The sequence below is a fragment of the Ligilactobacillus sp. LYQ139 genome, assembly GCF_045033025.1.
Lineage (GTDB): Bacteria > Bacillota > Bacilli > Lactobacillales > Lactobacillaceae > Ligilactobacillus.
Window position 1 is genome coordinate 56,060 of record NZ_JBJFZW010000001.1, and the last position, 14,465, is coordinate 70,524.

The following is a 14,465-nucleotide window of genomic DNA, read 5'->3' on the forward strand; positions in this document are numbered from 1 at the left end:
GACTAATGTTTAGTTGGATTACTAACAATGTGTTCCGCATGTTATGGTTAAGTCGTTTTTTTAATTGGTTGTTGTACCAGTGTTTTCATTTTTCACGATTTAATCGAATTGCTAGTTCGCTTCATTTCTTCTTATTCGATACGGTTAAGATCTTTATTCTAATGTCAGTTTTGGTTTTTATTATGGGGATTGTCCAATCATATTTTCCTCCAGAAAAAACAAAACGTATTTTAAGTCGAATCGATGGAATTGGTGGCAATTTAGTAGGCGCATGTTTAGGCGGAATAACACCGTTTTGTAGTTGCTCTAGTATTCCAATTTTTATTGGGTTCACATCAAGTGGCCTACCATTAGGAGTTACCTTTTCCTTTTTATTTGCTTCGCCAATGATTGATATTGCGTCGTTAGTATTGCTTGCATCGTTTATGGGAATGAAGGTTGCGCTTAGTTATATAGTTGTTGGCCTAGTCTTTTCAGTAATTGGTGGTGAAATTATTAAGCACCTTCACATGGAAAACCAAATTGCTGATTATATTCACAACATTAATGGAAGTAATGCAGAAGCGGCCGTACAACGGCAATTATCATGGCAAGCCCGTGTTGCAGCTGGTTGGCACCAAGTAAAGGATATTGTCGGCCGGGTTTGGCCGTACATTTTAATTGGAGTTGGAATTGGTGCGATAATTCATGATTGGATTCCTACGCACCTTATCCAATTAGTTTTGGGGAACCATAATCCGTTTTCCGTAATTTTAGCAGTTCTAATTGGGACACCGATGTATGCCGATGTATTTGGTGTAATTCCAATTGCTACTGCATTATTCGCCAAGGGAGTTCCAATCGGAACACTCATTGCGTTCATGATGGCAGTCACAATGCTATCTTTACCCGAACTGATTATGTTAAAAAAAGTACTCAAAAATAAGCTGCTAGCAACGTTTATTGCAATTGGGACGTTGGGGATTATTTTAATTGGTTTTGGCTTTAATTTTTTACTGGGGTAGAATAATATATGAAAAATGTTGTTTTTGTATGTGTTCAAAATGCCTGTCGTAGTCAAATTGCAGAGGCATTTGCGAAAAAATATTTACCGCATTGTGCATGTTATTCTGCCGGAACAAACCCAGCAAAAAGAATTAATGCTGCTGCTGTTAGAATAATGAAAGACGTTTATCAAATTAATATGGAACCGGAACAATATCCCAAGTCACTATCACAACTACCGCATAAAATTGATGTACTAGTTACTATGGGGTGTGGCGTAAACTGTCCCTACGTTCCATGTACCCAAAAAATTGAGTGGAATATTGAAGATCCAGTAGGGAAGGATGATCAGTATTTCATAAATGTTATAAAAAAAATAAGAATAAAGGTTCGCTGTTTAGCAGCAATCATTTAAATAACAATGTCCTAATAATTAGGATATTAAAAACAGAAAAGCACGAGTCCTGTGCCTTTCTGTTTTTATTTTTATTAACAATAAACATCCTTCATAGGATTATCTAGTCAATGTTCGTTTTAAATAACCCTTACTAAAGCCAAGGATTATTAAACCAACTACTGCGAGAATTAACCAGGTTATGCCAATCCCAAAACGGTTAACTAATAATCCATTGATTCCAATAATTAAAATGGAAAATAATGATTCAAGAGAATTAAATACAGATGTTAACGTCGTGCGATACCGGGTTGTTGTAATGCTTTGCTGCAATAAAATTGATTGAAGAACTTCGTTTGTCGCTGCTACTAGAGTATATATGCTAAAACTAATACGTATAATTAAACTAACCTAAGTCAAAATTCAATACCATTGACACATAAGCAATATATCAATAAATAATATACAATTATTTTTAACTAAGTGTTTCAGTTACTTTGGCTTTCTTAAACCAGTAATACATACCATAAAAAGCATTGAATAACATAATAACCTGTAACATAAACATCGTGATCGCGCCAGCTCCACCTCGTGCCAGCTGAATAAACCATATGGTACAATTAACAATGTCATCAATAATCCAAATAACCCACTGAAATTTATAGCCGTATGTCATTAAAAATTGACCTGCAATACCAAGTGGCAGTAATGTTGCATCTAAGTAAATTTGTGTGCCGTGAAGGGCTTTACTGGTAGCTAATACAACAAAATACATACTTATAATCCCGACAATAACTAATATTTCTTTTTGCCAACTCATTTTTTTAGGCTTAATTTCGGTAGAATCAGTTTGATGCTTCATATTTCTGTGCCAAATAGAAATTCCTAAAAATTGCATAACAAGATAAAAGGTTTGTGAACAAATATCACCAATAAGATGATTGTTAAAAGCCACAATTAACCATACTGCACAACTTAAAATACCCCAACTGTAATTTGTTAAACGTCCTTGATCAACTAAAATCAAGTTCATCACAGTGGCAATACCAGTAAAAAGACCAATCCATCCCATAAAACTATAATTTTTGCCGCAAATAAAAACACTACCCTCGGCAATTAACATAATCGCCATTAGAATTTTCGTTATAGGTTTAAGCGACATAATATCGCATAAATTACTTTTTAATGAGAATGTTTTTCTAAGTCCTGTTAACAAATCTGTCATAATCTCCCCCTATGCCACTAGCTATATACCAATCGATACATCTTTTCCATTGTAAAATAATTTATTTGACTGTTCAAGATAATTAATTCACATAGAACGTATTCAAATTTATTTAAATTTAGAAAACATTATCTTGCACATTAATAAAAACGTTGTTTGGAATCAAAACCAATTGAAATAATTTATTATATAGTTCGTCATTAACTGATTATTAAAACGTTATGCTTTTTTGCGAAATAGAAATTAGCGTAAACACGAACTATATAGTGTTGATTATATAGAATGAACGTGGTACTATAACGGTGCTTTATATTTAATGCGTATTTTAGAATACGTATCCATCATAACAATAGAAAGGTGTTTATTGTGAGAAAGAGGAATATTGTTGCTTTAGCTGGCGTTGCCTTACATTTAATGATTGGTTCGGTTTATGCTTGGAGTGTTTTTTCTAAACCAATCATCGCTGCTACTCATTGGACTGAATCAGCAGTATCGTTTGCCTTTAGTTTGGCAATCTTTTGTCTTGGTATGTCCGCCGCTTTTATGGGACATGCCGTCGAAAAATTTGGGCCGACAAAAACAGGAACTTTTGCAAGTTTCTTTTTTGGCGCAGGAATTGCATTAACTGGTCTTGCAATTCACACCCACTCGTTATTATTGCTTTACTTAGGTTACGGAGTAATCGGTGGTATCGGCTTAGGAGCAGGGTATGTTACGCCCGTATCAACAATTATTAAGTGGTTCCCTGATCGGCGGGGATTAGCGACAGGGCTAGCAATTATGGGCTTTGGATTTGCTGCATTGTTGACTAGTCCGGTTGCTCAATTTTTAATGAAGAGCGTTGGATTAGTTAATACCTTTTATGTTTTAGCAATTGTTTACTTCATCGTGATGATTATTGCTGCTCAGTTTATTAAACGGCCCCAGCCGAACGAAATTCCATGCATTGATAATCAGCGAACAGTCGTTAAATCTACGTATCTTGATGGAAAGCAGTTTACTGCAAACGAAGCACTTAAGACGCGTTCATTCTGGTTATTATGGTTTATGTTCTTTATAAACATTACTTGTGGCATTGGGTTGGTTTCGGCAGCGTCACCAATGGCTCAAGCAATGACGGGTATGAGCGTTGGGAAAGCCGCCATTATGGTCGGCATCATTGGATTATTCAATGGTTTTGGCCGCTTAGTTTGGGCAGCATTATCCGACTACATTGGACGTCCAAATACGTTTTCACTCATTTTTGTTGTCGACATTATTATGTTAATCATTATGTTGGCGCTTAAGCTCCCATTAATTTTTACTATTGCATTATGTTTATTGTTATCTTGCTATGGCGCAGGGTTCTCTGTTATTCCTGCTTACTTGGGTGATGTTTTTGGTACTAAGCAACTCGGCGCAATTCACGGGTACGTATTAACTGCTTGGGCTGCAGCCGGAATTGTTGGACCAATCCTTCTATCGGTTACTCACCAGTTATTGCATACTTACGTGGTTACCATTGTTGCCTTCATCATCATTGATCTAATCGCTTTTGCAATTTCATACTTTATTCGCCGGGATTTCGTTCAGGAAATTCGGTCACAAGCAGAACATAATTAATGAATAATGCAAAAAAAATAGGGATTAAAAGTTACGGTTTCCGTGTTTTATGCGTTAAAAAATACAAATTTTTGCTAGACGAAAATTAACTAAAATAAATAGCTGATTCGTCAAGTAAAGCAGGACAATCCACAGGCTATTCTACTTATAGTGGTATGGTGCCAGGAATAATAAAAAACACCCGCGGAGTGGTTTACCACAAACCTCGGGTGTTTTTCTATGTTTTTACTTGGTTTAAAAGTAGGGTTTACTTAGGTAGCAGTTGGTCGCGAATCCATTGTTGATAAGCCTGTTCTTCATTAGTTTGTGAAACTGACAGGGGCGCAAACGCAGCCGTTACCTCAATTTCATGGGTGATCGTGGCGTTCCCAATTAGCTCAATCCACTTTCGCCCATCCTTTTTACGATGAACGATTGTTCGAACCATTCCCCCGGGATTTAAGACAGTGAGTGGTTGTTCAACTAACTCCGGATGGTAAGCAGTAACGTAGCTAAGACTGACTGCTGCCATTCCCGTACCACAGGCGTTCGTAAAGCCAACTCCTCGTTCGTAGGTTTGTACAAATAACGTGCGTTTACCTCGGATTTCAGCAAAACTAATATTCACGCCATCTGGGAAGTAACGGTTAGGAGCATTCAGGGTTGTTCCTAATCGCTTCAGGGTTGCTTGTGCCGCTTGAACCGATGGAACAAAGCTAATTAAGTGCGGATTAGGCACTGCAACTGCCGTAAAGCGTAAGTGGGGATCAAAGGCAGGAATAACGGCATTCACCACTGGATCATTTCCTAAATTAGTCATAGGTAACGCCGCTGGTTGAAACAAAACGGGTGAAATTTCAACACCAATTGCTGGCACCCCAGGAGCAAGGTCCTGATGAACCTGGACGGCAAGCGCCGCCTCGTCAGTTGCAACCTTAAATGACAACGTAGGCGCTTTGTGGGCCAAATACCTTGCAACCGTTCGCAATCCATTACCACACATTTTGGCATGGGTTCCATCACTGTTAATGATGACCATGCGTCCCTGACAGTCTGATTGCGTTGATGGTTGAACTAATAATACACCGTCAATATCCCGAAGTACGGGAATCCTTTGACGTAAAAAATCCGGAAATCGGCTCTCTATCACGGGTAACTGAGTAGACAGCGGTGGCGGAACAAGAGCAAACCGGTTCTCTGAACCATGTACACGAAAGATTTTCACTTTAAGCACCTTCTTTTTCAAAATAATTATAAATTGCAGCAATCCCGCGGTTAGCATCGTTTGCCCGAACGCCCACCATGATAGAAATCCGCGATGCTCCCTGGTTAATCATGTGGATAGCAACGTTTGCTTGCGCAAGGGCCGCAGTCACCCCGTTAGTTGTTCCAATCCGATCGTGCATCCCTTCCCCAACAACCATGATAATTGCGTAATCATCAATCCACTCAAGGCTATCTGGTTGGATTGCCGCTTGAATATCAAGGGCGATTTGCCGCCGGCGAACAGGTGTTAACTGAGCGGAACGCATGATAATGGTTAAATCGTCAATTCCAGACGGCATGTGTTCATACGAAATACCATGCGCTGATAGGATTTTTAAAATTTTAAGAGTTACGCCAACTTCCTTATTTAACAGGTACTTGTGCAGATATAGGGCACTAAAATCCCGCGCACAAGCAACCCCCGTGATCGTTGTTTGGGGGGTGAAATCATTGGCGGGAATAATACGGGTCCCTGGGTGATAGGGGGCGTTAGTATTCTTTACGATGACTGGGATTTTCCCCGCAATTGCTGGAATAAGGGCTTCATCGTGAAACACGGAAAAACCAGCGTATGCCAGTTCGCGCATTTCCCGATACGTCATTTCTTTGATGGGGCGCGGGTTGAGAATAATTGCTGGATTAGCCGCGTAAATCGCATCTACGTCCGTAAAGTTTTCGTAGCATTCGGCTGCCATTCCCCGCGCAATAATAGCGCCAGTAATGTCTGACCCCCCGCGAGAAAATGTGGCAATCTCTCCGGTAGAAGTATAACCGTAAAATCCCGGAACCACCAAAACTTCCTGGAAAGCTTGGAGCCGCACCAGGTGATCATAGGTTTCGGGGAGAACCGTTGCATTATTGGGGCCATGTTGATCACTTACAACAATTCCGGCTTCTTTGGGATCAATGAAACGAGCAGGAATCTTCTGATGATTGAGGAGGGCGGCGATCAGAAAGGCGGTTAGCCGTTCCCCAGTAGCCTTAAACGCGGCCATTAAATAGTCTGCGTTCGGGAAGGAAGTTTCCGCTAGGGAAACAATCGTTTGTGGAATAAACTGTAAGTCACTTTGCGGTAAATTAAAGTACGCAGCAATTTCGAAGTACCGGTGAATAATTTCTTCCCGAATTGCAGCGTAATCATCACGGTGAAGAACGGCGGTTGCGTACGCAATTAACAAATCCGTCACCTTAACATCATCGGCTGAACGTTTCCCGGGAGCAGATACCACCATTATTCGGCGTTTCGGGTCTTCCCTAATAATTGCGATTGCCTGCTTAACGTGTGGCCCATCTGCGAGCGAACTTCCCCCAAACTTAACGACTTTCATGTAATTTCCCCTCCAAATAAGAATTCTGTGAAAGATTACGTATTATTTTAATAACGCATTTGGTGCTGTCAACACCTAAAGTAAAACAAAAATAACAAATAGTGGTGCCATCTAAGGAAGAAAAAAATAATGAAAATTAAAATTCAATTAGCGATTGACATTTAGTAAATAGCAGTGTAGATTAAAAGCAAGTCGAAGAGGCGCGGCCAATATCAGTACCTTGGGTTAGTTTATTCCCGAACGATGATCCCAAGTGAAAGGAGCGGTCGCCGAAGCGCTGGAAAGGGAATTTTATTTCTGGTTTGCTGGGTTGAAGTTTAAGAGACTTCAGACTGTCGCAAGAAAATAAAGGCTTGCGGGGCGCTATCGACACCGGATTTCTACACTAATTTTAATTAATGATTACGTAGATTCCCCTGTGTGGCGCGCACACGGGGGATTTTTTTAGCGCCCTGTACTCAAAACGTATGGGGGAATTAAAATGTCATTTTCACACCAATTCGCAACAACGCCAACTGGTCACTTAATGCTCGGGGGATGTGATGCCCTGACACTTGCCCGTAAATACGGAACGCCACTAATCGTATACGACGTTGACCAGCTTGAGGCGGCTGTTTCTCAATTCACACAAACACTTGCCGCTTCGGGGCTCACATCTGCCGTTTGTTACGCAAGTAAGGCATTCTCGTGTATCGCAATCTACCAGTTAATGGCCCGTTTAGGGTGTCATGTTGATGTGGTATCAGGGGGAGAACTCTATACTGCGCTTCAAGCTCACTTCCCACCGGAGCGAATTTGTTTTCACGGAAATAATAAAACAAAAGCAGAGCTAGAATTTGCAATTACCAAGCATGTCGGGACAATTGTTATTGATAATTTCCACGAAATTAACTTACTAAAGCAAGTTTTGACTAACCAGAACGCTACGGTCAACGTGATGCTTCGGGTGACTCCTGGGGTACAGGCACACACTCATCGATACATTACGACCGGCCAAACTGACAGTAAGTTTGGGTTCGATCTCGCTTCAGGGCAGGCAACTACCGCATTGCAGTGGATTTTAGCTTGTCCCCGCATGAACTTCATTGGGGTTCATGCTCACATCGGTTCACAAATCTTTGTACCGGATGGCTTCATTACGGAAATTAACCGATTATGCACCCTTATTGCACAGTGGGCCCGTAACTTTGCGGTAATCCCCGCCGTACTTGATATTGGCGGGGGATTTGGCATTCAGTATACAAATGATGAGCACCCGGTTCCCGTGAAGACGATTCTTCAAACAATTACCACCACTGTCAAACAATCTTTTAAGCAAGCCCATTTGCCACTGCCAGCCTTGTGGGTCGAACCCGGGCGGGCCATCGTTGGTCCCGCCGGAACTACGCTATATACCGTAGGGAGTGAAAAACACCTCCCCGGGAGATTACCGTACGTCGCCGTCGACGGAGGGATGGGCGATAACATTCGACCAGCCCTATACGATGCCCACTACACTGCATTAAATGCTGCATGTCCAACCGCCCCCGCAATTAACCGGATTCGGTTAGTTGGAAAGTACTGCGAATCGGGAGATGTTTTAGTGGATGATTTACGAATTGCACCGTTATCCGCAGGAGACATTGTGGCGATACCGGTAACCGGCGCATATGGTTATTCGATGGCATCTAATTACAACCGAAATTGCCGGCCGGCAGTCGTTTTTGCACAGCGCGGACATTCGCAACTCGTAATTCGACGTGAAAGCTATTCACAACTAGTAATTAATGATTTGCCGTATGAAGGGAGTAATTAAAAATGAAGCAAATGAATACCCAAGAAATAATTGACTACATTGGAAACGCCCCTAAAACAACGCCCGTTCGGGTTTACCTTCAAGGAAAATTTACGACTGTTACGTTCCCAGCAGAAATCACCAGTTTTCATACACCAACCATGGCAATTTTGATTGGTGATTGGGGAAAGATTAAGCCCTTTATTACGGCGCATGCCACAGTAATTGAAACAACCCACGTCGAAGTACTTGCTCGAAATAGCGCCGTTCCGCTGCTAGACTACATTGACACGGATGCTCGGATTGAACCCGGAGCAATTATCCGGGACCAGGTTAAAATTGGAAACCGGGCAGTCATTATGATGGGAGCCATCATTAACATCGGCGCTGTAATCGGGGAAGAATCGATGATCGATATGGGCGTAGTCCTAGGGGGCCGAGCGCAAGTCGGCCGGCATTGTCATATTGGCGCGGGGAGCGTTTTAGCCGGAGTAATTGAACCAGCAAGCGCGCAACCAGTTGTTATTGAGGACAACGTTATGGTTGGCGCCAATGCAGTTGTACTAGAAGGCGTCCGGGTTGGCCACGGGGCAGTCATTGCCGCGGGCGCAGTGGTGACACATGATGTGGATCCCAACACCGTCGTTGCTGGGGTCCCAGCTCGGATTATTAAAAAGAAAGATAACCGAACGGCAAACAAAACAGCACTTGAGGATGAATTAAGGGGGCTAGATTGATGACACAGTTTACGGATAATGATTTAGTCCAAATTCGGCGTCAGTTGCACCAAATTCCAGAACTTGCCCTCCACGAAGCAAGGACGCACGAATTACTCCTCCAAATTGTTAAATCGTTTAACCAACGATACCTGACAATTCGAACGATTCCTGAGCTTCCAACCGCCTTACTAGTCCGTGTTCAAGGGAGTGCATCACAGCGAATTATCGGTTACCGAGCAGACATTGATGCGCTCCCCGTTACGGAGAAAACCGGCTTGCCGTATGCATCAAAGTTTTCCGAGAAGATGCACGCATGCGGGCATGATTTTCACATGACGGTGGCACTGGGAATTTTGAATTATTTCAGTGAACACCAGCCGAAAGACGACCTGTTATTCTTTTTTCAACCAGCCGAAGAACAGGACTACGGCGGGAAGCGCGCATTTGACCATAAGGTATTTACAGGAAAGTGGTGTCCGACTGAATTTTACGGGCTTCATGTTAACCCCGAACTGCCGGCAGGGGCAATTGGGTGCCGGCAGGGGACGCTCTTTGCGGGTACAACTGAATTTGACCTGACGCTCCACGGTAAACAAGGACACGCAGCCTTTCCTCACCGGGCTAATGACATGGTTGTTGCAATGGCGGCATTCATCATGCAGGCCCAAACGATTGTCGCACGGAACATCGATCCACTCAAAAGTGGGGTGGTAACGATTGGGAACGCGACTGCCGGGACAATCCGCAACGTGATTGCCGGAACGGCCCGCATTACAGGAACAATTCGGGGATTAACACAGGAAACGATTCTTCAGATTAAGCAACGGTTACAAGCCATTAGTGATGGAATTGCAACCAGCTTTAATTGTACGGCGGACCTAACAATGCATCAGGGGGGCTATCTTCCCGTCGTTAACGATAAGCAGTTAACAGCCCGGTTTATTAAATATATGAAGAGTAATCCTGCAATCACGTTTATTCCAACTTCCCCTGCAATGACGGGAGAAGATTTTGGCTTCCTACTCAGTAAGTTTCCGGGCACAATGTTTTGGCTGGGAGTTGGAACAGATGCATCACTTCACTCCGCCGAGTTTGCCCCTGATGAAGCCGCATTAAGCGCGGGAATGAATGCAATGGTTAACTTTTTAATTACAAGAATGGAGGAAAATTAAAATGAATTCACAGTTAAGAACACGGTTTAGCGAAGCAGATATTATTACCGCAATTATTACACCATTTACTGCAGCCGGAAAAATTGATTATCCTGCACTGGAAAGACTAACTAACCGACTGCTCGCAACGGGAACCCGGGGATTTGTCATTGGAGGAACAACGGGGGAGGGGCCAACGCTCACCCATGATGAAAAAATTACATTGTATCAGCGGTTTGCGCAGATGGTTGCGGGCAGGGGCGTCGTAATTGCAGGTACGGGGAGTAATAATACGGCCCAGACCGTTACGTTTACCCAAGAAGTTGCAGCCATTCCGGGAATTGACGCTGCGTTAGTCGTTGTTCCTTACTATAACAAACCGAGCCAGGCAGGGATGATCGCCCACTTCACAGCCGTTGCACAAGCTAGTTCACTCCCAATAATGATCTACAACATTCCCGGACGAACCGGGGTTGAAATGGAACCCACAACGGTTACTCAGTTAGCCAATGTTACGGGGATTATTGGGATTAAGCAGTGTTCTTCATTAGAAAAGCTTGAACAGATTGTGGAACAGACCCCCACCAATTTTTTGGTATACAGTGGTGAAGATGCGCAGGCGCTTTCTGCCCGGGTGATTGGCGCAACCGGAATTATTTCGGTTGCTGCTCATATTTACGGCAAACAAATGCGCACCATGTACGCCGAACTAACAGCCGGGAACGTTTCCCAAGCCGGACGCATTCAGCGCTGGCTAACCCCGCGAATGGAAGCACTGTTCATGTTTCCGTCACCCACACCGGTTAAAACGGTACTGGCAGCGCAGGGAAGTACAACACCAAACGTCCGGTTGCCGTTAGTCCCACTAACAACCCCGGAACAAGAACAGTTGGCAGAAGCATTGGGGCTAGCAGCTGACGCATTTGCTCATCCCTTACCACTAAATTTAGGAGGAACTCATAATGAAAACAACTAAAGTACTTGTTGCCGGATTCACCGGTGCAATGGGGAAAAAGGTGCTGAACCTTATTAACCAAATGCCTGGTTTTGAAGTTGGTGCCGTGTATTCACCAACCGCTCCCAGCCAAAATCCTACAGATTATGCTTTAGCAGAAAATGTCCCCGTCTTTACTGCGCTCGACGAAATTCATCAAAACGCTACGATTTGGGTTGATTTTTCCGTTCCAGAGGCAGCGACTGAAAACGTTGCATTCGCACTTGCTCATGGAATGTTCCCGGTAGTAGGAACAACCGGAATGTCCGAGGCAGCACAACATCAGCTTATTACACAAGCCGCTCAATTACACCGGGGGGGAATTATTGCCCCCAACTTTGGGTTATCCGCCGTCTTATTAATGAAGTTTGCGGCAATTGCGGCGCAGTATTTTCCTGACGCGGAAATTGTAGAAATGCACCATGCCGATAAACAGGATGCACCGTCCGGAACAGCGCTTGCGACGGCGCAAGCAATTGCTGCTGCCCGTAACCAAAAGACAAATACGCAATCAGAAAATTTAGCAGCACGTGGGACTCTATGTAATGGTGTACCAGTCCATGCAGTCCGGCTCCCAGGCTATGTTGCTCACGAGCAGGTGCTCTTTGGGGCGCCGGGAGAAGCGTTGACAATTCGTCAGGATTCCTTTGATCGGGAATCCTTTATGGCAGGAGTGCGCATTGCACTTCAGAAAGTTACCGCACTTGATCACATGGTTGTTGGGTTAGAAAATCTGCTATAAGGAGGGAAGGAAATGGTTTTATTAGGTAACGACGTTCAATCCCAAACCAATCGGGTGTTAGCGGCGCTTCAACCCGCAGGAATTCGGGAATTTAATAATCAAATTTCCTCAATTCCGCACCTGATTAGGTTGACGGTAGGGGAGCCGGATTTAAAAACCCCTCTAAGCGTTAAGATAGCAGCAACCGTGAGTATCTGGCGAAATCAATCCCATTACTCTGCTGCTGCAGGGATTCTTCCGTTGCGAAAAGCGATCGCTAGGTTTATGGCTAAAACGCAACGGATTAGTTATGATCCCGCCACTGAAATTATTACGACTGTCGGATCAACCGAAGGCTTAGCCACCGCAATTATGGGATTATTCAACCCCGGTGATCAGGTAATCGTTCCCACCCCGGCATATCCACTATACATTCCACTGCTGACATTCGTTGGGGCCCAGCCCGTTACGCTTAACACCGCTCCTGACCGGTTTAAATTAACAGCGGCACGCTTAACTAGTGAATTGGAACGCTGGCCAAATGCACGGGCAATTATCCTCAATTATCCCCACAATCCGACCGGAACAACGTATTCGGAAGGGGAGTTACGGGAACTTGCCCGGATTATTAAAGCTCACCATTTAATTGTGATCACTGATGAAATATACGGGCAACTAACGTACAACCAACCACATGTTTCATTAGCGCGGTTTATCCCGGAACGAACCGTCGTTGTAACTGGTCTTTCAAAGTCGCATGCAATGACTGGCTACCGTATTGGATCGGTTGTTGGACCAGAGGCGTTAATCCAAAAAATTGCAAAGTTACATTCATACCTTGTCACCGCTCCGTCCAACCCTGCGCAATATGCAGCGGTTCAAGCGTACCGGGATGTTCGCCCTGCTAATTCTGCACGTTTCCGGTACTACAAACGTCAGCAGTACCTAACAGCAACATTAACAGCAATGAACGTTTCATATGTTCAGCCACAAGGAGCGTTTTACTTATTTATGCGTATTCCTGAACAATACGGAACTAATGATCGTGAATTTGCCCTGAAACTAGCAAATCAGGCAGGCGTTGGGTGCATCCCGGGACAAATTTTTGGCCCCGGCGGCGCTGGGTATGTTCGGCTATCGTACGCCACTAAACTTTCCCAGATAAAAAAAGCAATGCAGCGGTTGGAAAATTTTATGAAACAAGATAAGCGTTTAAATTAGAAAAGGGGTTTTAACATGCCACAAAGTTATAACGTTGCGATTTTAGGGGCAACCGGAGCGGTTGGAAACCGCATTATTGAACAATTAGAACAATCGACAATCCCGGTTAACCACGTTAAGTTATTAGCGTCGGCGCGATCCGCTGGGAAAAAATTACGGGTGTATGACACTCCGGTTACTGTCGAAGAAGCCACTCCGGATAGCTTTACGGGGGTTGATCTTGTTTTAGCGTCGGCCGGGGGAGCGGTCTCTAAGGCCCTATTACCGGCGGCAGTTAATCATGGAGCCGTGTGCGTAGATAATACAAGTGCCTTTCGAATGGATCCCACCGTTCCCCTGGTTGTTCCAGAGGTAAACAGGGCATCCTTAAAACAACACCACGGGATCATCGCCAATCCAAACTGCTCAACCATTCAGATGGTAGTTGCCTTAGCTCCATTACAACAGGCATTTGGTTTACAACAGGTTATTGTATCTACCTATCAGGCAGCATCAGGGGCAGGGCAGCAGGCGTTAAACGAGTTATATACCGAAACGCGCCAACACCTTGAAGAACAACCAATGACCACAACCATTTTTCCAACTAAGGGAGAACCCCAGCACTATCCATTAGCGTTTAATCTTTTGCCGCAAATTGACGTATTTGAAGACGATGGTTACTCACACGAGGAGTGGAAAATGATTCATGAAACCAAAAAGATTATGTGCGGGGAAATGAATGATCCAGCTATTAAGGTCTCCGCTACCTGTGTTCGGGTTCCGGTTGCAATCGGACACGGAGAATCAGTTTATATTGATACGGGGGATCCGACAGCAACAGCCGCTGATTTGCGGCAGGTGTTAAGCACAGCGCCGGGAGTTGTTGTGCTAGATGATCCAGATAATCAGGTCTATCCACAACCACTAACCGCGGAAGGCCACCGGGAAACGTATGTTGGCCGGATTCGGTCCGATAACGAAAATCCTGGTTGTTTTAACATGTGGATTGTCGCGGATAACCTGTTGAAGGGGGCAGCCTGGAATACGGTTCAGATTGCCGAATGTTTGGTTGCTGATCATTTACTTTAAACAATTAAGAAACCACCCAAACATCATTTTTATGACTGG

Annotated in this window: 13 protein-coding genes and 1 riboswitch; of the genes, 10 read left to right on the forward strand and 3 right to left on the reverse strand. The window is 43.9% G+C overall.

What is annotated here, in order from left to right; all coding sequences use genetic code 11:
* Positions 1 to 5: 5 nt before the first annotated feature.
* A complete protein-coding gene (locus tag ACI3E1_RS00265; RefSeq protein WP_405023679.1) occupies positions 6 to 1,004 on the forward strand; it encodes a permease in 999 nt (332 codons plus the stop codon).
* A gap of 8 nt (positions 1,005 to 1,012) precedes the next feature.
* A complete protein-coding gene (locus tag ACI3E1_RS00270; RefSeq protein WP_405023680.1) occupies positions 1,013 to 1,399 on the forward strand; it encodes an arsenate reductase ArsC in 387 nt (128 codons plus the stop codon).
* A gap of 454 nt (positions 1,400 to 1,853) precedes the next feature.
* Here ACI3E1_RS00270 and pnuC read toward each other — a convergent pair whose 3' ends face one another.
* On the reverse strand, positions 1,854 to 2,603 hold the full coding sequence (pnuC, locus tag ACI3E1_RS00275) for a nicotinamide riboside transporter PnuC (protein WP_405023681.1): 750 nt from the start codon (positions 2,601 to 2,603) through the stop codon (positions 1,854 to 1,856).
* 414 nt (positions 2,604 to 3,017) lie between these two features.
* Between pnuC and ACI3E1_RS00280 the strand changes: the two genes are divergently transcribed.
* Positions 3,018 to 4,205 (forward strand): OFA family MFS transporter, encoded by a 1,188-nt coding sequence (locus tag ACI3E1_RS00280; protein ID WP_405024041.1) that lies wholly within the window; start codon positions 3,018 to 3,020, stop codon positions 4,203 to 4,205.
* Positions 4,206 to 4,452: 247 nt separating this feature from the next.
* Here the strand turns inward: ACI3E1_RS00280 and dapF are convergent, their stop codons facing one another.
* Together dapF and ACI3E1_RS00290 are read right to left on the reverse strand one after the other, a co-directional pair.
* The gene (gene dapF / locus ACI3E1_RS00285; protein ID WP_405023682.1) at positions 4,453 to 5,466 is read right to left on the reverse strand and encodes a diaminopimelate epimerase; all 1,014 of its coding nucleotides are present in this window, start codon (positions 5,464 to 5,466) and stop codon (positions 4,453 to 4,455) included.
* Positions 5,411 to 6,778, reverse strand: coding sequence for an aspartate kinase (locus ACI3E1_RS00290; protein ID WP_405023683.1), 1,368 nt, complete (start codon positions 6,776 to 6,778; stop codon positions 5,411 to 5,413). Before ACI3E1_RS00290 ends, dapF begins: the two co-directional genes overlap by 56 nt.
* Positions 6,779 to 6,965: 187 nt before the next feature.
* Positions 6,966 to 7,153: riboswitch (Lysine riboswitch) on the forward strand.
* 106 nt (positions 7,154 to 7,259) lie between these two features.
* On the opposite strand from ACI3E1_RS00290, the gene lysA reads away from it, so the two are divergent.
* The 7 genes from lysA to ACI3E1_RS00325 are packed head-to-tail and all read left to right on the forward strand — an operon-like array spanning position 7,260 to position 14,426.
* A complete protein-coding gene (gene lysA, locus ACI3E1_RS00295) occupies positions 7,260 to 8,573 on the forward strand; it encodes a diaminopimelate decarboxylase (protein ID WP_405023684.1) in 1,314 nt (437 codons plus the stop codon).
* Positions 8,574 to 8,575: 2 nt separating this feature from the next.
* Positions 8,576 to 9,289 (forward strand): 2,3,4,5-tetrahydropyridine-2,6-dicarboxylate N-acetyltransferase, encoded by a 714-nt coding sequence (gene dapD, locus ACI3E1_RS00300; protein ID WP_405023685.1) that lies wholly within the window; start codon positions 8,576 to 8,578, stop codon positions 9,287 to 9,289.
* On the forward strand, positions 9,289 to 10,443 hold the full coding sequence (locus ACI3E1_RS00305; RefSeq protein WP_405023686.1) for an N-acetyldiaminopimelate deacetylase: 1,155 nt from the start codon (positions 9,289 to 9,291) through the stop codon (positions 10,441 to 10,443). Before dapD ends, ACI3E1_RS00305 begins: the two co-directional genes overlap by 1 nt.
* Position 10,444: 1 nt before the next feature.
* Entirely contained in the window at positions 10,445 to 11,398 is a 954-nt protein-coding gene (dapA, locus tag ACI3E1_RS00310; protein WP_405023687.1) for a 4-hydroxy-tetrahydrodipicolinate synthase, read from the forward strand.
* Positions 11,385 to 12,158 (forward strand): 4-hydroxy-tetrahydrodipicolinate reductase, encoded by a 774-nt coding sequence (gene dapB, locus ACI3E1_RS00315; RefSeq protein WP_405023688.1) that lies wholly within the window; start codon positions 11,385 to 11,387, stop codon positions 12,156 to 12,158. Before dapA ends, dapB begins: the two co-directional genes overlap by 14 nt.
* 12 nt (positions 12,159 to 12,170) lie before the next feature.
* Entirely contained in the window at positions 12,171 to 13,358 is a 1,188-nt protein-coding gene (locus tag ACI3E1_RS00320) for an aminotransferase class I/II-fold pyridoxal phosphate-dependent enzyme (protein WP_405023689.1), read from the forward strand.
* Positions 13,359 to 13,373: 15 nt separating this feature from the next.
* Positions 13,374 to 14,426: an aspartate-semialdehyde dehydrogenase gene (locus ACI3E1_RS00325; RefSeq protein WP_405023690.1), complete on the forward strand. Its 1,053-nt coding sequence runs from the start codon at positions 13,374 to 13,376 to the stop codon at positions 14,424 to 14,426.
* Positions 14,427 to 14,465: the final 39 nt, after the last annotated feature.